The sequence below is a fragment of the Kocuria nitroreducens genome (genome assembly GCF_042879195.1).
Classification (GTDB): domain Bacteria; phylum Actinomycetota; class Actinomycetes; order Actinomycetales; family Micrococcaceae; genus Kocuria; species Kocuria nitroreducens.
In genome coordinates this window covers 118,689-135,753 of sequence record NZ_JBHZTC010000001.1, presented here as the reverse complement: position 1 = coordinate 135,753, position 17,065 = coordinate 118,689, and the positions used below count along the sequence as shown (strand labels likewise).

At 73.7% G+C, this 17,065-nt stretch carries 12 protein-coding genes and 1 tRNA gene; 8 read left to right on the top strand and 5 right to left on the bottom strand.

Annotation, left to right across the window (positions count from 1 at the left end; all coding sequences use genetic code 11):
• Window positions 1-19: 19 nt before the first annotated feature.
• Window positions 20-1,105 (top strand): NAD(+) diphosphatase, encoded by a 1,086-nt coding sequence (nudC, locus tag ACFYE1_RS00625; RefSeq protein ID WP_387738855.1) that lies wholly within the window; start codon window positions 20-22, stop codon window positions 1,103-1,105.
• Entirely contained in the window at window positions 1,099-2,931 is a 1,833-nt protein-coding gene (locus ACFYE1_RS00620; RefSeq protein ID WP_387738853.1) for an ATP-dependent helicase, read from the top strand. The genes nudC and ACFYE1_RS00620 overlap by 7 nt, the downstream gene beginning before the upstream one ends.
• Here ACFYE1_RS00620 and ACFYE1_RS00615 read toward each other — a convergent pair.
• The gene (locus ACFYE1_RS00615; RefSeq protein WP_387738851.1) at window positions 2,922-3,749 is read right to left on the bottom strand and encodes a ThiF family adenylyltransferase; all 828 of its coding nucleotides are present in this window, start codon (window positions 3,747-3,749) and stop codon (window positions 2,922-2,924) included. The genes ACFYE1_RS00620 and ACFYE1_RS00615 overlap by 10 nt on opposite strands.
• A 163-nt stretch (window positions 3,750-3,912) precedes the next feature.
• Between ACFYE1_RS00615 and ACFYE1_RS00610 the strand changes: the two genes are divergently transcribed.
• Window positions 3,913-4,482 carry a M48 metallopeptidase family protein gene (locus ACFYE1_RS00610; RefSeq protein WP_387738849.1) on the top strand — a complete coding sequence of 190 codons (570 nt, stop codon included), beginning with the start codon at window positions 3,913-3,915 and terminating at the stop codon, window positions 4,480-4,482.
• Here ACFYE1_RS00610 and ACFYE1_RS00605 read toward each other — a convergent pair.
• Window positions 4,458-5,882, bottom strand: coding sequence for a zinc-dependent metalloprotease (locus ACFYE1_RS00605; protein WP_387738847.1), 1,425 nt, complete (start codon window positions 5,880-5,882; stop codon window positions 4,458-4,460). The two genes, ACFYE1_RS00610 and ACFYE1_RS00605, sit on opposite strands and share 25 nt — an antisense overlap.
• A 216-nt stretch (window positions 5,883-6,098) precedes the next feature.
• Here ACFYE1_RS00605 and ACFYE1_RS00600 point away from each other — a divergent pair, with 216 nt between their 5' ends.
• From ACFYE1_RS00600 to ACFYE1_RS00590, 3 genes are all read left to right on the top strand, one after another.
• Window positions 6,099-7,178, top strand: a complete 1,080-nt coding sequence (locus ACFYE1_RS00600; RefSeq protein WP_387738846.1) for a YlbL family protein — start codon at window positions 6,099-6,101, stop codon at window positions 7,176-7,178.
• Window positions 7,179-7,335: 157 nt separating this feature from the next.
• Window positions 7,336-10,323, top strand: a complete 2,988-nt coding sequence (locus ACFYE1_RS00595; RefSeq protein WP_387738844.1) for a UPF0182 family membrane protein — start codon at window positions 7,336-7,338, stop codon at window positions 10,321-10,323.
• A gap of 46 nt (window positions 10,324-10,369) precedes the next feature.
• Window positions 10,370-10,446 (top strand) — tRNA-Met (locus ACFYE1_RS00590).
• Between the two features lie 119 nt (window positions 10,447-10,565).
• Here ACFYE1_RS00590 and ACFYE1_RS00585 read toward each other — a convergent pair.
• The gene (locus ACFYE1_RS00585; RefSeq protein WP_387738842.1) at window positions 10,566-11,309 is read right to left on the bottom strand and encodes a PspA/IM30 family protein; all 744 of its coding nucleotides are present in this window, start codon (window positions 11,307-11,309) and stop codon (window positions 10,566-10,568) included.
• 165 nt (window positions 11,310-11,474) lie between these two features.
• Window positions 11,475-13,520: a TPM domain-containing protein gene (locus tag ACFYE1_RS00580; RefSeq protein ID WP_387738840.1), complete on the bottom strand. Its 2,046-nt coding sequence runs from the start codon at window positions 13,518-13,520 to the stop codon at window positions 11,475-11,477.
• 280 nt (window positions 13,521-13,800) lie between these two features.
• Here ACFYE1_RS00580 and ACFYE1_RS00575 point away from each other — a divergent pair, with 280 nt between their 5' ends.
• Window positions 13,801-15,258, top strand: a complete 1,458-nt coding sequence (locus ACFYE1_RS00575; RefSeq protein WP_387738838.1) for a S1C family serine protease — start codon at window positions 13,801-13,803, stop codon at window positions 15,256-15,258.
• Between the two features lie 44 nt (window positions 15,259-15,302).
• Here ACFYE1_RS00575 and ACFYE1_RS00570 read toward each other — a convergent pair whose 3' ends face one another.
• Window positions 15,303-15,770: a tRNA (cytidine(34)-2'-O)-methyltransferase gene (locus ACFYE1_RS00570; RefSeq protein ID WP_387738836.1), complete on the bottom strand. Its 468-nt coding sequence runs from the start codon at window positions 15,768-15,770 to the stop codon at window positions 15,303-15,305.
• A gap of 57 nt (window positions 15,771-15,827) precedes the next feature.
• Between ACFYE1_RS00570 and ACFYE1_RS00565 the strand changes: the two genes are divergently transcribed.
• Entirely contained in the window at window positions 15,828-17,033 is a 1,206-nt protein-coding gene (locus ACFYE1_RS00565) for a cysteine desulfurase family protein (protein ID WP_387738834.1), read from the top strand.
• Window positions 17,034-17,065 lie beyond the last annotated feature (32 nt).

Sequence of the window (17,065 nt, the reverse complement as noted above, 5' to 3'; positions counted from 1 at the left end):
GGTCGCTACAGTGGGGGACGTGCCCGCCTCCACCCCTCCCGAGCCCGTCCCCGGCTCCCGCCCCGTGCCCGCCCCCGAGCGGCTCTCGCCGGCCCGCATGCCGTTCGCGGCGGCAGCCTTCGACCGGGACGCCGTCGACCGCGAGCTCCAGGACGTGCGCGTGCTCGCCGCGCAGGACCCCACCACGCTCGTCCTCGTGCTCGCGGGCGGTCTCGCCCCCGTGGCCGGCGACACCCTGGTCCTGGTGCCCGCGGCCGAGCTCCCGGCCGTGCCCCACGACCCGCGCCGGCCGGAGGTCTACCTGGGCCGGTTGCCCGGCGCCGACGGAGCCCGCGGCCCCCGGGTCCTGCTGCGCGCCGTCGCCGCCCCCGAGCCCGGGAGCGAGGACGCCGGCGCGGAGCCCTTCGCGGTGCCCGAGCCCCTCGTGGCGGCGGTCACCGCGTTCGCCGCCGCCCGGGGCGGGGAAGAGCTGCGCTGGGCGGGCCTGCGGGAGCTCGGCCCGGTGCTGCCGACCGGGGACACCTCGCTGCTCGTCACCGCCCAGTCGGTGGGCCTGTGGCACCGTGACCACCCCCGGTGCCCGCAGTGCGGGGAGCCCACCGAGGTGATCCGCTCCGGGTGGGCCCGGCAGTGCCGCAACGACGACTCCCTGCACTTCCCGCGCACCGACCCCGCGATCATCGTGGCGGTCAGCGACGGCGACCCCGATCCCGCCCGGGAGCGGCTGCTGCTGGGCCGCTCCGCGCTCTGGAAGGGCAACCGGTTCTCGACCCTCGCCGGGTTCGTGGAACCGGGGGAGTCCCTGGAGCAGGCCGTGGTGCGGGAGGTCGCCGAGGAGGCGGGTCTGACCGTGGGGGACGTGCAGTACCTGGGCTCCCAGCCCTGGCCGTTCCCGCGCTCCCTCATGCTCGGCTGCCGGGCCGTGGTGCACTCCGGCGCGGCCGTCCCGGACGGCCAGGAGATTCTGGAGCTGCGCTGGTTCACGCGGGCGCAGCTGCAGGAGGCGGCACGCACGGGGTCGGTGACCCTCCCCGGACGGGTCTCCATCGCGCACGCGCTCATCGCGCACTGGCTCGGCGAGGACCTCCCGGAGACCGCGTGGTGACCGGGGACGAGACCGCCACGGACGAGGAGTCGACGCTCGAGGAGCGCATCCTCGCCGGCCTGGACCCCGAGCAGCGGGAGGTCGCGACGACGCTGCGCGGACCCGTGTGCGTGCTCGCGGGCGCCGGCACGGGCAAGACCCGGGCCATCACGCACCGGATTGCCTACGGCATCGCCACGGGCGTCTACACCCCGCAGAAGGTCCTGGCCCTGACGTTCACGGCCCGGGCCGCCAACGAGATGCGCAACCGGCTGCGCGGGCTCGGGGCCGCCGGGGTGCAGACGCGCACGTTCCACGCCGCGGCCCTGCGCCAGCTGCAGTACTTCTGGCCCCAGGCCGTGGGCGGGCCCCTGCCCGGGCTCGTGGAGCACAAGGCGCGGCTCATCACCGAGGCCGCCCAGAACATGCGCCTGTCCACGGACCGTGCGGCCGTGCGGGACCTCGCCGCCGAGATCGAGTGGGCGAAGGTCTCGATGCTGACCCCCGACACCTACCCGACCCGGGCCGCCGGGCGGGAGATGCCGCTCAACTACGACGTGCGCACGGTCCAGCGCCTCTACCAGTCCTACGAGGAGCTCAAGACCGACCGGCTCCTCATCGACTTCGAGGACGTCCTGCTGCTCACGGTGGCCGTGCTCGAGGAGGACGAGCGCGTCGCCGCGACCGTGCGCGAGCAGTACCGGCACTTCGTGGTCGACGAGTACCAGGACGTCTCCCCGCTCCAGCAGCGACTCCTCGACGCCTGGCTCGGGGGCAGGGACGACGTCTGCGTGGTGGGCGACGCCTCCCAGACGATCTACTCCTTCACCGGTGCCACCTCCCAGCACCTGCTCGAGTTCCCGGCCCGCCACCCGCAGGCGCGGGTGATCGAGCTCGTGCGCGACTACCGCTCCACCCCGCAGGTCGTGGAGACCGCCAACCGCCTGCTCGCCGCCCGCCGGCCGGCGCCGGGGTCGACCCCCGGCGGCTGGGCCACGCCGCTGCGCCTCGTGGCGCAGCGCCCGGACGGTCCGCCCCCGTCCTGGAACGAGTACGCGGACGACGAGGCCGAGGCGGCCGGAACAGCAGCGCGCATCCGGGACCTGATCGACGACGGCGTGCCCGCGGCCGAGATCGCCGTCCTCTTCCGCACCAACGGCCAGTCCCAGGCCTTCGAGACCGCGCTCGCGGAGGCGGGCATCGGCTTCCAGCTGCGCGGCACGGAACGGTTCTTCAACCGGACCGAGGTCAAGCAGGCCGTGGTGCAGCTGCGCACGGCGGCGCGGGCGGCCGAGGCCTCGGACGAGCCCACGCGCCTGGTGCGCGACATCCTCTCCTCCCTGGGCTACTCCGACCGGGCGCCGCGCTCCACGGGCGCGGTGCGCGAGCGCTGGGAGTCGCTGGCCGCGCTCGTCTCCCTCGCGGACCGGATGGCGGCGGAGGCGGGGGCCCGCGAGGAGCCGTTCGTGCTCCCCGACTTCGCAGCGGAGCTCGAGCGGCGCATGGCCCAGCAGGACGCCCCCGTGATGAACGGGGTGACCCTGGCGTCCCTGCACTCGGCCAAGGGCCTGGAGTGGGACGCCGTGTTCCTGGCCGGCCTGAGCGAGGGCCTGATGCCGATCGGCTTCGCCGAGACCGCGGACGAGATCGACGAGGAGCGCCGGCTGCTGTACGTGGGCATCACCCGGGCCCGTGAGCACCTGGTGCTCTCCTGGACCCTGTCTCGCACTCCGGGCGGCCGGCCCACGCGCAAGCCCTCACGGTTCCTCGACGCCCTGCGCGAGACGGACGGGCCACGCCCGCCCCGGCGCCGTGCCCGCCCGCGGGACGTCCGCGCTCACTCCTGATCGAGCCCGCACAGGCACCGGCTCCGGTCGAGCTCCGGCCAGGACACCGCGTCCGGCCACGGCGGGGTGTAGAGGGCGGCGTGTCGAGCACCGGTCTGCTCCCGGGCCTCGGACCCCTGCCCCCGGCCGTCGGCGGCGCACAGCGAGTCCAGGGCCACCGCGAGCACCTCGACGGCCAGGCGGACCGCGACGGCCTCCGCGTGGGCCGGCGCAGCCCACGCCGCGAGGACGGCGGCGGGACCGTGCGGGACCGCGCCGGGCTCCCGGCCGTCGAGCGTCGCTCGCACGCAGTCCGGGCACGGCCGGTGCGCCCACGGGACGGTGGGCCAGCGCAGCAGCACGCCGTCGGCGTGGTGCAGCGACACCAGAGGGTGCCGGGGATCGATCCCCGGCCACGCGTCCGGTGCCACTGCTCCGGGCCGGAGCCGGCCGTCCGGTGCAGGGTGCCCGGCGCTGTGCACGACGACGGTGCCCGGCAGCAGCGCACCGGGGAACAGCTCCGGCGCGCTGACGGGAGCACACCGGGGGTCGAGCTCGCGCAGCCTCTGCCGCAGGGCCGCCTCCCGGCTCCGGCCGACGTCGGCGGGCCGGTACGCGCCGGTCCCCAGGTCGGAGGTCGTCACGGGCCCGGGGTCGCTGACGTTGAGCCCGAGCACGCCGCAGCGCAGCAGACGCACGGCCAGCGCCGCCGCGAGGCCGTCCAGGCCCAGGAGCAGGACGTGCACCTCCTCCGGGCGGGGACGCTCGAGGCAGGACAGGCGCAGCTCCGGGCCGTGGTGGGGAGCCTGATGAGAGCCGGGGAACGGGGTGGTGGGCACGGGACGCCTTCCGGGACGCGCGGGCGGGACGCCGTCACTCTCGCCCGGACCGTGACCGCTGCGCGCCCGCCGGCGGGTCCTGCACAGTCCACGTCGCCGGACCGTGCACACGGGCGCCGGTCGACGTTTCGCGGCCCGTGCCCGCGGCGTGTTCAATGGCCCCATGCCCGTACCGTCGCAGCCCGAGGTCGTCGTGCGCCGCTCCGCCCGCCGCCGCAAGACCGTGTCCGCCCACTGGAGCGAGGACACGGTGGTGCTCTCGGTCCCGCAGACGGCCACCCGGCGGGAGATCGAGCACTGGACCCGGGAGCTGGTGCCCCGGGTCGTGGAGCGCCGGCGCCGCGAGGCGGCCAGGGGCGCCGACCGGCGCTCCGACGACCGCCTCCTGCGGCGCGCCCAGGAGCTGTCGCGGCGTCACCTCGACGACCGCGCCCACCCCTCGGACGTGCGGTGGTCCGGGCGGCAGCACACCCGCTGGGGCTCCGCGACGCCAGCCACCGGCGTCATCCGGATCTCGGCGCAGCTCCAGGAGGCCCCGGAGTGGGTGCTCGACTTCGTGCTGGTGCACGAGCTCGCGCACCTGCTCGAGGCCGACCACAGCCCCCGGTTCCGGGCGCTCGAGGCCCGGTACCCCCTCGCCGAGAAGGCCCAGGCGTTCCTCGACGGCGCCGCGTGGGCGCACCGGCACGCGGGACGCGCCGCAGCGGATCAGCGGGAGTCGTCCCCGTCCTGAGGCCCGTCGCCCTCCGGCCGGCCGGAACCGCCGTCCGTGCCGGGCCCCTCGTAGCCGCCCGAGAGCAGCCGCTGGAGCGCGGCGTCGACCTCGTCCTCGGACGCCGTGAGCAGCCCGCGGCGCTCGGTGAATCCCGCGGGGTCGTCAAGGTCCTCGTCGGTGGGCAGCAGCTCCGCGGCGTCCCACAGGCCGTCCCGGTCCTGCACGCCGCGTCGTTCGCCGACGTACTGCCAGAACTGCGCGGCCTCGCGCAGCCGTCGCGGACGCAGCTCCAGCCCCACGAGGGAGCCGAACGCGTGCTCGGCGGGCCCGCCGGACGCGCGACGCCGCCGGACGGTCTCGGACAGGGCGTCCGCGGAGGGCAGGTTGACGGTCGAGGCGACGGTCACCACGTGCACCCAGCCCTCCACGAGGGCGAGCACCGTCTCGAGCTGCTTGAGGGTGACCACCTGGTCCGGGGTCTGCTGCGGGGCGAAGATCCCGGAGGACAGGGCCTCCTGCATGCTCGACGGGTCCATCGGGTCGATGTCCCGGGCGGCCTCCTCGATGCGGGACATGTCGATGTGGATCCCCGCGGAGAAGCGCTTGACGAGGTCCAGGATGTGCTGGCGCAGCCACGGGTTCGCCGCGAACAGGCGGACGTGGGCGGCCTCGCGCACGGCGACGTACAGCATGATCTCCTGTGCCGGGATGTCCAGTCCCTCGCCGAACGACCTGATGCTGGCCGGCAGCAGCCCGGAGCGGCCCTCCGCGAGTGGCAGGCCGATGTCGGTCGAGCACAGCACCTCGCGGGACAGGCCGCCGATGGCCTGGCCCAGCTGGATCCCGAACAGCATCCCGCCCGCGCCGGCGAGCATGCCGGAGGCCCCGCCCATCATGGCGGACAGCTCGGGGGGCAGCTGCTGGGCGAGGGCGTCGGTGAGCGCCTTCGTCACGGACTCCGCGACCGGGCCCGTCATGTCCTTCCAGGTCTCCTGGGTGGCCTCGATCCACTCCGCGCGGGACCACGCCTGGGGCCGGATCGAGGTCTGGCCGAACTCGGTGTGGTCGGCCAGCCACAGCTCGGCCAGGCGCATCGCGTCCTCGACCGCGCCGCGCTGGGCGGGGGTCACGGACGGGTCGCCGTCGGCCGCGGCGATCTGTCGGGCGTGGTCGTGGGCGAGCTTCCAGTTGACCGGTCCCTCGGACGCCCCGGCGCCCATCATGGACTGGATCTGCTGGAACATCATGGACATCGCCTGGGGGTCCACCGGCACACCGGCGCGCTGGAGGTCCTCGGGGCTCATTCCGCTCTGCCCCATGAGGCGCTCGAGCATCTCCTGGAAGGGGTCCTTGCGGCCGTCGCCGGAGTCGTCCCCCGGGGTGTTCCCGGGTCGGTCGTTGGGAGGCTGGGGAGTCATGGGTCCACCGTTCTTGAATCGGGTCGAAGGATCGGGCGGCACGGGCGCGCCCGACGTCTCTGCTCCCAGCGTAGCGAGCACGGGACGGGGCCGACCATGAGCCAACTCCCAGTTCGCTGGAAGCTCAGGAAGGGGTCCTGCACGATAAGCTGGACCGTCCGGACCGGGCGGCCCCACGGCCCCCGGTCCTCCCGACGACGACGCCGAGGACCGCCCGTGACCGCATCCGCCCGCCCGCGCCGTGCCCTTCGCCGCCGCGGTCTCGAGTCCTGGGCGCTGCTGGGCTCCGCCGGGCTGCTGCTGGCCGGGACGGTGCTGCCCGCGCCGTTCGTGATCGAGGCGCCCGGGCCCACGTTCAACACGGTGGGGGAGCACGACGGCCGGCAGCTGCTGGGGGTCTCCGGGGCCCCGACCTATCCGAGCGAGTCCGTCCTGGACCTGACCACGGTCTACGTCACCGGGGGGCCCAGCAAGAACGTCAACGTGCTCACCGTCCTCGGGTCCTGGCTGGACCCGTCCGCCTCCGTCGTGCCGGCCGAGACCCTCTATCCGCGGGACGTCTCCGACGAGGAGGCAGCTCAGCACAGCATGCTCGCCATGAGCACCTCGCAGGAGGACTCGGTCGCCGCGGCGCTGACGCACCTGGGCGAGGACTTCGACACACGGCTGTCGGTGCAGGACACCGTCCCGGGCGGCCCCGCGGAGGGGGTGCTCGAGCACGGCGACGTCCTGCGCGGCGTGGACGGGGAGCCCGTCCGGTCGCTGCCGTCCCTCAAGTCGGCCCTCGACGCCGCGGGGGAGCGGGGCGTCACCCTGCAGGTCGAACGCTCCGGGACGCCGCGCGACGTCGCAGTGGACACCGTGCGCGACGAGGCGTCGGGGAACTGGCAGCTCGGCGTGCTCCTGCTGGCCGCCTACGACTTCCCCATCGACGTGGCCTTCGAGCTCGATGAGGTCGGCGGGCCGAGCGCCGGACTCATGCTCGCCCTGGGGATCGTCGACGAGCTGACCCCGGGCTCGATCGCCGCGGACCGGCACGTGGCCGGCACCGGCACCATCACCCCGGAGGGGGAGGTGGGGCCCATCGGCGGCATCCGGCAGAAGCTCGAGGGGGCCGCGGTGGCAGGGGCGGAGGTCTTCCTCATACCGGAGGGCAACTGCGCCGAGGCGCAGGGACACGTACCCGAGGGGCTGACGGTCGTGTCCGTGCGCACCCTCGACGACGCCGTGGCCGCCGCGGAGGCGGTGGGGGCCGGTGGGGACCTCTCGGCGCTTCCGGGGTGCTCCGCCCGATGACGGGCGCCGTGTGCACGATTGCACCCCTGAGAAGCCCGCGGGCAGAATGGACGGGGTGTCCCGGCGACCCGCCGGCGGCGCTCCTCCCCGACGCAGGCCACACCCCACGACTTCACGCACCACACCTGACGAACGACCCCGATTGCAGAGGTAACCAGTGACCGCCGGACCCACAGCCCCCCGACCACCGAGGCAGCAGCCCGCAGGACAGCGGCGGAAACGGGGTGCGCTGTGGCCGACAGTCGTGGTCGTCCTGGTCCTCGTGGCCGCCTTCGTGGGACTGACGCAGCTCTACACGGACGTCCTGTGGTACGACCAGCTGGGATACCTCAGCGTGTTCGTCACCGAGAACGTCACGAAGATCATCATCTTCGTGGTCGCAGCCGTGCTCGTGGCTGCGCTGATGTTCGCCAGCCTCTTCCTCGCCTACCGGAGCCGGCCGATCACGGCCGAGTCCATCGTGGACGACAATCTGCGCCGCTACCAGGAGGCCCTGGAGCCGGTGCGCAAGATCGTCATGGTGGTCGTGCCCGTGCTCTTCGGGCTCTTCGCGGCGAGCACGGCGATGACCCAGTGGGACACCGTGCTGCTGTTCCTCAACCAGGAGCCGTTCGGCCAGGAGGACCCGCAGTTCGGCCTCGACATCGGCTTCTACGTCTTCACCCTCCCGTTCCTGCGCTTCCTGATCGGCTTCCTCGTCTCGGCGATCCTGCTGGCCGGCGTGGCGGGCATCCTGATGCACTACGTCTACGGCGGCATCCGGATCACCGAGCGGGGACTCAGCACCACCCGGGCGTCGCGCGTGCACCTGGGGGTGCTGGCCGCGCTGTTCCTGCTGCTCCAGGCCGCGAACTTCTGGCTGGACCGGTATTCCACGCTGCAGTCCACGTCCGGGACGTGGACGGGCGCCCTGTACACCGACGTCAACGCCGTGATCCCCACCAAGGCGATCCTCGCGGCGGCCGCGCTGATCGTCGCGATCCTGTTCGTCGTCGCGTCCTTCATCGGCCGCTGGCGGCTGCCGGTCATCGGCACCGCCATGCTGCTCGTGGTGGCCGTGGTGGCCGGCGGGATCTACCCGTGGATCGTCCAGCGCTTCCAGGTCACGCCCACCGAGCAGGCCCTGGAGAACCAGTACATCCAGCGCAACATCGACCTCACCCGCTCGGCCTACGGGCTGGACGCGGCCGAGGTCATGCCGTACGACGCCACCACGGAGACCGAGCAGGGCGCCCTGCGCCAGGACACCGAGACGACGTCGAACATCCGCCTGCTGGACCCCAACGTGGTCTCGGCCGCGTTCTCCCAGCTGCAGCAGTTCCGCCCCTACTACCAGTTCCCGGACACCCTCAACGTCGACCGCTACGAGATCGACGGCGAGGTCCAGGACACCGTCATCGCCACCCGTGAGCTCAACCCCGACCAGAACCAGGGGTGGTTCAACCAGCACGTGGTCTACACCCACGGCTACGGCGTGGTCGCCGCCTACGGCAACCGGGTCGAGGTGGACGGCAAGCCGCAGTTCATGCAGGCCGGGATCCCCTCCCGGGGTGTGATCTCGGACGACTACGAGCCGCGCGTCTACTTCGGGGAGAACTCCCCGTTGTACTCGATCGTCGGCGGTGCGGAGGGCGACGAGCCCCTCGAGCTGGACCGCCCGCAGACGGCCGGCGACGAGGCGGGTGACGCCAAAACGACGTTCGCCGGCAACGGCGGGCCCAGCATCGGCAACTTCTTCAACCGCCTGGCCTACTCGATCAAGTTCCAGTCCTCGGACATGCTGCTCTCGGACGCCGTGCGCCCGGAGTCGCAGATCCTCTACGACCGGGACCCGCGCGAGCGCATCGAGAAGGTCGCCCCGTACCTGACGGTCGACGGCGCCCCGTACCCGGCCATCATCGACGGCCAGGTCCAGTGGATCGTGGACGCCTACACCACCTCGGACGCCTTCCCGTACTCGACGCCGTCCGTGCTGCAGGAGGCGACGCAGGACACGCAGACCGCCCAGGGCGCCGCCGCGGCCCTGCCGCCGGAGCGGGTCAACTACATCCGCAACTCGGTCAAGGCCACGGTCAACGCCTTCGACGGCACGGTGAACCTGTACGCGTGGGACGACCAGGACCCTGTGCTGAAGGCGTGGCAGAACGTCTTCCCGAACACGCTCCAGCCCTACTCCGAGATGTCGGCGGAGCTGATGGCGCACGTGCGCTACCCGCAGGACATGTTCAAGGTCCAGCGGGAGCTGCTCAACCGCTACCACGTCACCGACGCGAACAGCTTCTACGCCAACGACGACGTCTGGTCCGTGCCCAACGACCCGACGCAGGACTCCGACGTGGCGCTGCCCCCGTACTACCTGTCGATGCGGATGCCCGGTGAGGAGGAGGCCAACTTCTCCCTCACCACGTCCTTCATCCCGCAGCAGTCCGAGACGGGCAACACCCGCAACGTGATGTACGGGTACCTGTCCGCCAACTCCGACGCCGGGACGGGCGAGGACGGGGTCAAGAGCGACGAGTACGGCACGCTGCGCCTCCTCGAGCTGCCGCGCTCCTCCGTGGTGCCCGGCCCCGGCCAGGCGCAGAACCTGTTCAACTCGGACACGGACGTCTCGACGGAGCTGAACCTGCTCCGCCAGGGCGCCTCCGAGGTCATCAACGGCAACCTGCTCACCCTGCCCGCGGGCGGCGGCATGCTCTACGTCCAGCCCGTCTACGTCCAGTCCTCGGGCGACGCCGCCTACCCGACGCTGCGGCGCGTGCTCGTCGGCTTCGGCGAGGAGGTGGGCTTCGCGCCCACCCTCGAGGAGGCCCTCGACGAGGTCTTCGAGGGCGACTCCGGCGCCCAGACGTCGTCGGGTGCGGGCGTCGACGACGCCGAGGCCGGGACCCCGGACGGGGCCGGCGACGACGGTGCGGAGTCCCCGGCCGGCGGCGCGAGCCTCGAGGACGCCCTCAGCGACGCCAACCAGGCGATCCAGGAGTCCGAGGAGGCCCTGCAGCAGGGTGACTGGACCTCCTACGGCGAGGCCCAGCAGCGGTTGCAGGACGCCATCGAGCGCGCGCTCGAGGCGGACGGCGTCGTCGCCCCCGAGGCGGAGGGCGCGCCGGCCCCCGAGGAGCCCGCCGAGCAGCCCGCCGGATAGCCGATTTGCGGGCCCACCCCGCGGCACGTATAGTCGTACCTGTCGCCGCGGGGTGGAGCAGTTCGGTAGCTCGCTGGGCTCATAACCCAGAGGTCGCAAGTTCAAATCTTGCCCCCGCAACCACGGAAGGCCCCCGGACCGTCACGGTCCGGGGGCCTTCGCCATGCCCCGGGTCCGGCCGGGAAAGAGCCCCCACGGTCGCGGCCGTGGGGGCTCCAGGGTGCTCGGGGGAGGGGAGCGGGTCAGACCTCTTCGGAGGAGACGATCTTCTCGGCGTTCCGGGACTTCAGCGCGGCGAGCCGCGCCTCGATCTCCGACTGCTGTCCCAGGGACTCGAGGGACTCGAACTGCGCGTCCAGGGAGGACGCGGCGAGCTCCTGCTGGCCCAGGACGCGAGCCTCCTCGCGGCGGATCTTGTCCTCGAAGCGGGACACCTCGCTCGTCGGGTCCAGCACGTCGAAGGCCTTGAGCGCGTCCTGGACCTGCGACTGCGCCTGCGCCGTCTTCTGCCGGGCGTTGAGCTCGTCCCGCTTGTTGGACAGCTCCTGGAGCTTGCCCCGCATCTTGTTGAGCCCGTCCTTGAGCTTGTTCACGACCTCGGTCTGGGACTGGATCTGCGGCTCGGCGCCCCGCGCCTCCGTCTCGTACTGGATCTGGCGCTGGAGGGCGACCTTGGCGAGATTGTCGAACTTCTCGGCCTCGGAGGCCTTGCCGGCCCCCCGGTACTCCTCGGCCTTGTTCGAGGCGGCGAGGGCCTTGTTGCCCCACTCCTGGGACTCGCGCACGTCCTCAGCGTGGTCCTGCTCGAGCAGGCGCAGGCTGCCGATGGTCTGCGCGACGGCGGCCTCGGCCTCCCGGATGTTCTCGGTGTAGTCGCGCACCATCTGGTCCAGCATGAGCTGCGGGTCCTCGGCCGCGTCGATCATGGCGTTGATGTTGGCCTTCGCGAGCTGGGCGATGCGGCCGAAGATGGACTGCTTGATCATGGTTCCTTCTCTCCTCTGGTGCTTCCCGGGAAAAGCTCCCGGGATCATGGGTCGGTCAGGGATCGTGGGTCGGTCAGGGATCGTGGGGCGGACGGGGTCGCGGGGCGGACAGGGCGGTGGGTGGCCGGGGGCCGTCCGGCGGCGGCGGGCGCCCGGCGACCGGGCTCAGAAGCTGCCCCCGATGCCGCCGCCGAAGCCTCCGCCGCCGAACCCTCCGCCGAAGCTGCCGCCGAAGCCGCCTCCGCCGCCGCCGAAGCCTCCGCCGCTGTTGAGGATCGAGCCGAGGAGGATGCCGCCGAGCATCGCGCCGCCCAGACCGCTGTTGGAGCGGCCCCGGTGGCCGCCCATTCCCACGGGCGCTCCGAAGCCGCCGTAGGAGAAGGAGTCGACGTCCTGCTGCGCGATGTACTGGGCCTCACCGGCGAGGCGGACGGCCTCGTTGGCGTAGGTCAGCGCCTCGGAGGGGTCCGACTTCCGGGCCTGCTGGGCGGCCTCGAGGTAGCGCTCGGCCTCCGCGAGGCGCGTGCGCGCCTCGGGGCCGACACCGCCGCGGCGGGCCCAGATGTACTCGCTCGCCGAGCTCAGCTGGGCCTGCGCGGAGACGAGGGTGTGGGCGAGGGTCTCCCGCGCGGAGCGGTCCCGTTCGTTCTGGGAGCGCACCGAGGCGAGCCCCTTGTCGAGCTCGTCCTTGGCCACGGCCAGGCGCCGGCTCAGGCCGAGCGGATCGATCCGGCCCGCGCCCATCTGCTCCTCGACGGTGCGCAGCACGGCACTGACGCCGGCGACCGCGCCCTCGAGCTCCGGGTTGGAGCCGCGCCGGACGAGGGCGTCGGCCTCGGCGACGTCCCGCTGGGCGATGGTCACGGCGTCCTTGAGGGACTCCTCGGCGTGGGCGAGCTCGGTGGCCGCGTGTTCCACGGCGTCGAGCAGGCCCCCGGCCTGCCCCACGCCCTCCTCGGCGGCACGGATGTCGAGCACGGCGTCGCTCGTGCGCTCGGCGGCGAGGTCGGTGCGGGCCTCCTCCACAGCGGTGTCCACGAAGTCGAGTCGGTCCCGGGCCTGGTCGATGTTGTCCTTGACGGGGGCGAGCGCGGTCGCGTTGTAGTGGGCGGTCAGCTCCCGCAGCCGGTGGTCGGCCGTGGCGAAGCGGGGGCGCACGGCCTCGGCCTGGCGCCGGACGTCCTCGAGGGCCTCCGGAGCCCGGGACTCCAGCCGGCGCAGCGAGCTGAAGGCCTCCTGGTGCTGCTGGAGCGGGCGCTGGGCGTCCTGGGACCGGGCGATGATCTCGCCGAGCCAGGCCCGCTGCTGCTGCTCGGTGTCGGGGATGTGGTCCTCGAGCTGCTGCTGGAGGGCGAAGGAGGCCTGCATGTGCTTCTTGGCGTCCTGGATGGCGCGGCGGAACGGCTCGACCTGCTCGTCCCCGTACTGCAGCTGCGCGAAGGCGAGCTCCTGCTCGGAGTGCTGGATGGCGTTGTCGGTGGACACGAGCAGCTCCCCGGCCCGCTTGCGCAGCTCCGGCACCGGGACGTCCTGGTAGGGGCCGCCGGGACGCTGCGGAGCGCCGCGGCCGCCGGGCCCGCCGTGCGGGGCGGGCCCCTGCTGCCGGCGCTTCTTGTTGCGGGAGGCCATGCCGTAGACCGCGAGCCCGCCCAGACCGAGCGCCCCGAGACCGAGCACACCGAACCCCGCGCCGCCCCCGTCGGCGCTGTCCTGGGTCCCGACGGGGGCGCCGGAGAGCTCGGTCTCGATGCCCTCGACCGCGCCCGCGACCGCGCCGTCCCAGTCGCCGGCCGCGAGCGCCGGCGTGATGTACTGCCGGTTGATGCGCTCCTGCTGCTGGGTGCTGAGGGGCCCGGTGGAGTAGGCGGAGAAGCGCTGCTGCCGGTCCTCCGTGGCGACGACCAGCACCGCGTCCGAGCTGCCGAGACCGTTGAGCGCGGCGAACTCCTGCAGCCACGCGTCGGGATCCGACGGATCGGTGAAGGAGTCGACGAAGACCGCGGTGAGAGTGATGCCCTCCTGGGTGGCGAGCTCTCGGACGTCCGTGGCCAGCGCCGAGGGGTCGTCCAGGACGCCGGCCTCGTCCACGATCCGCTCACCCGGGGGCACGTCGACGGGCGGCTGGGCGACGGCCGCTCCCGCGGGTACGAACAGGGCGAGCGTCAGGCCGCAACCGGCGGCGGTCCGGCGGGCAATGGGGCGCCAGTGCATGATCTCCCTCACGTGGTCGGTGCTCCCGATTCTAGGACGGGGGCACCACGGCGTGGCCATCGGCACCGGACCTACGCGCAGGGCGAAATCGCAAGGCGGCTGATGACCTGCCGGTGGGCTGTCGGGGGATCCACCGCCGCCGTCCGGGCAGCACCCTGAGTGCGGCCAGGACTCTCAGCGTCGTCTCAGTGCTGAAGTGGATACTTGGGGCAGAGCCGCCCGCGCCGCCCCGCCCGCACGGGAGTGTGCCGGGCCCGTCCGTTCCCAGGAGGAGACCCCCATGTCCGAACCCCGCGACCCCGGTTACGGCGCCGATCCGCAGCTCACGCAGCCCCTCCCGTCCGTCGACGGCCGCCCGGCCCACGACCCGTGGGCGTCCGGCGCCCAGCAGGACGCGCGCCCCGTCTACGGGGCGCGGCAGGGCGGCGATCAGCACCCGAGCCCCTACCCGGGTGCGTGGCTGGGCGGCGGGGACCCCGCCGCCCAGCACGCCTGGAGAAGCGGCACCGGAGGCCGCAGGGAGCGGCGGCGCTTCTCGGGGGGCTCTCTCCTGACGGGCATGGTCCTGGCCGCACTGGTCGGGGCGGGGGCGGCCGTGGGGACGGACGCCCTGCTGGACGGCGGCGGCGTGGCACCGGCGGCGGGCGGAGCGGCGTCCAGCTCGGTCATCGTCAACGACCAGGACGAGGTGAACGCGGTCACCGCGGCGGCCGTGAAGGCGTCCCCGTCCGTGGTGACGATCTCCGCGTCCGGCGGCGGCCAGAACGGCTCCGGCTCGGGGGTGATCATCGACGACGAGGGCCACATCCTCACCAACACGCACGTGGTGACCCTCGACGGCACCACGAGCAGCCCCTCCCTCGAGGTGCAGCTCGACGACGGCAGGGTGCTCCCGGCCGAGGTGGTCGGCACCGACCCGCTGTCCGACCTCGCGGTGCTGAAGGTCGACGCCCAGGGGCTGACCCCGGCCACCCTCGGCTCCCTGGACGACGTGAACGTGGGCGACACGGCGATCGCCATCGGTGCGCCGCTGGGCCTCGCGGGCACGGTGACCGACGGGATCGTCTCCACCCTCAACCGCACCATCACAGTGGCCTCCTCCGCCGCGCCGAGCACGCCGTCGGAGGGCGAGAGCGACGAGCGGGGCAACGGCAACGACTTCTTCTTCAACTTCCCCGACGAGGACGGCGGCTCCGGCGGCCGCTCCCAGGGCTCCTCGTCCTCGGTGTTCCTCAACGTGATCCAGACCGATGCCGCCATCAACCCCGGCAACTCGGGCGGCCCGCTGATCGACACGGACGGCGAGGTGATCGGGATCAACGTGGCCATCGCCTCGGCCGGCTCCACCACGGAGGCCGGCAACATCGGCGTGGGCTTCTCGATCCCGGTCGACACCGCGAAGCGGGTGGCCGAGGAGATCATCGACAACGGCCGGGCCACGCACGGCTACCTCGGCACGAGCGTGAGCGCCGCTCCGGGCGCGGACGGCCGGAGCCGGGCCTTCTCCGACGGCGCCGCGGTGGAGGAGGTCGTGCCCGGCTCGCCGGCCGACGACGCGGAGCTGGAGGAGGGCGACGTCATCACGGAGTTCAACGGCCACCGCATCCAGGACGCGAGCTCGCTGACGGCGGCCGTGCGCGAACTGCCCGCCGGAGGCACGGGGACGATGACGGTCGTGCGGAACGGCGAGGAGCGCACCGTGGAGGTGACGGTCGGCGACGCCGACGAGCAGCGGTGAGCAGGGGGCGGTGAGCGGCCGGGCGACGGGCCCGCTCTCCGGCGCTAGCCCCCTGCGCCCGCGAAGCCCAGCTGCCGCCAGGCCTCGTAGACGGCGATCGACGCCGAGTTCGCGAGGTTCAACGATCGGCGGGCCGGCAGCATGGGGATGCGGACCCGCGCGGTGACGTGCGGGTCCGCCTTGACCTCGGGAGGCAGCCCCACGGACTCCCGGCCGAAGAGCAGGACGTCCCCGGGGCGGTAGGCCACGTCCGTGTGCGCGAGCTCCCCGTCCGTGGTGAAGGCGAAGACCCGCTCCGGGGCGAGGGCGGCCCACGCCGACTCCAGGTCCGGGTGCACGGTCAGCACGGCGAGGTCGTGGTAGTCGAGGCCGGCCCGGCGCAGGTGCGCGGAGCCGAAGTCAAAGCCCAGCGGCTCCACGAGGTGCAGCTCGGCCCCGGTGACCGCGGCGAGACGGATGGCGTTGCCGGTGTTGCCCGGGATCTCGGGGGTGTGGAAGAGGATGCGGAGCATGCCGCCAGTCTACGGACGCCCGGCGGGCACCCGGTCCGGGGATCTAGACTGTCGGGCGTGCCGCACCGTCCCGTCTACCTCGACCATGCCGCCACCGCGCCCCTCCGGCCCTCCGCGCTCGCCGCGCTCGCCGAGCAGCTGGCGCGCGGCGGCAACCCGTCCTCCCTGCACCGGCCCGGCCGCGCGGCGCGCGCCGTCGTCGAGCAGGCCCGCGACGACGTGGCGGCGGCGCTGGGCGCGGAGCCCGTCGAGGTGGTCTTCACGTCCGGGGGCACCGAGGCCGACAACCTGGCCGTCCAGGGACTGTACCGGCACCGGCGTGACCAGGACCCCCGCCGCCGGCGGGTCCTCGTCTCCGCCGTGGAGCACGCCGCGGTGGCCGACACCGTCGAGTGGCTGGCCGCCCACGAGGGCGCCGAGGCCGTCTGGCTGCCCGTCGACGCCGAGGGCCGGGTGGAGCCGGACGCGGTCCGGGCGGAGCTGGCCCGGGATACCGGGTCCGTCGCGCTGCTCACGGTGATGTGGGCGAACAACGAGGTGGGCACCGTCCAGCCCGTGGCGGAGCTCGCCGCGCTCGCGGAGGAGTTCGGCGTCCCCTTCCACTGCGACGCCGTGCAGGCCTTCGGCGCCCTGCCCGTCGACGCGCGCCTGCCCGGACTGACCACTATGGCCGTCTCGGCGCACAAGGTCGGCGGGCCCGTGGGGGCGGGAGCCTTGGTGGCCGGGCGCACGGTCGAGCTCGCCCCCGTCCAGCACGGCGGCGGGCAGGAACGCCGGGTCCGCTCCGGGACCCTGGACGCCGCCGCGCTGGCCGGTTTCGGCGTGGCGGCACGGGAGGCCGCCACGGAGCGGGAGGCCGAGGCGCAGCGGCTCGCCGGGCTGCGCGACCGGCTGGTGGAGGGCGTGCGCCGGATCGTGCCGGACGCCGTTCTGCGCGGGCCGGAGGACCGGGAGCACACGGGCGCCCGGCTGCCCGGCAACGCCCACTTCACCTTCCCCGGGTGCGAGGGGGACTCCCTGCTGTTCCTGCTCGACGGCGCCGGGATCGCCTCCTCGACCGGATCGGCCTGCCACGCCGGGGTGCCCCGTGCGTCCTCCGTGCTGCTGGCCATGGGCCTGGACGAGGCCACGGCCCGCGGCGCCCAGCGCTTCAGCCTGGGCCGCACGAGCACCGAGGCCGACGTCGACGCCCTGCTCGCCGCGCTGCCCGAGGTCCACGGACGGGCCCTGCGCGCCGGGCTGTCCGGTGCCGCGCCGCACTGACGGGGCGAGCCCCGCACCGGGAATAGCGACCC

Coding starts and splice junctions, on each gene's coding strand:
- ACFYE1_RS00585 (WP_387738842.1), bottom strand. CDS start 11,309: ATGATCAAGCAGTCCATCTTCGGCCGCATCGCCCAGCTCGCGAAGGCC.
- ACFYE1_RS00610 (WP_387738849.1), top strand. CDS start 3,913: ATGCCCGTACCGTCGCAGCCCGAGGTCGTCGTGCGCCGCTCCGCCCGC.
- ACFYE1_RS00580 (WP_387738840.1), bottom strand. CDS start 13,520: ATGCACTGGCGCCCCATTGCCCGCCGGACCGCCGCCGGTTGCGGCCTG.
- ACFYE1_RS00570 (WP_387738836.1), bottom strand. CDS start 15,770: ATGCTCCGCATCCTCTTCCACACCCCCGAGATCCCGGGCAACACCGGC.
- ACFYE1_RS00575 (WP_387738838.1), top strand. CDS start 13,801: ATGTCCGAACCCCGCGACCCCGGTTACGGCGCCGATCCGCAGCTCACG.
- ACFYE1_RS00605 (WP_387738847.1), bottom strand. CDS start 5,882: ATGACTCCCCAGCCTCCCAACGACCGACCCGGGAACACCCCGGGGGAC.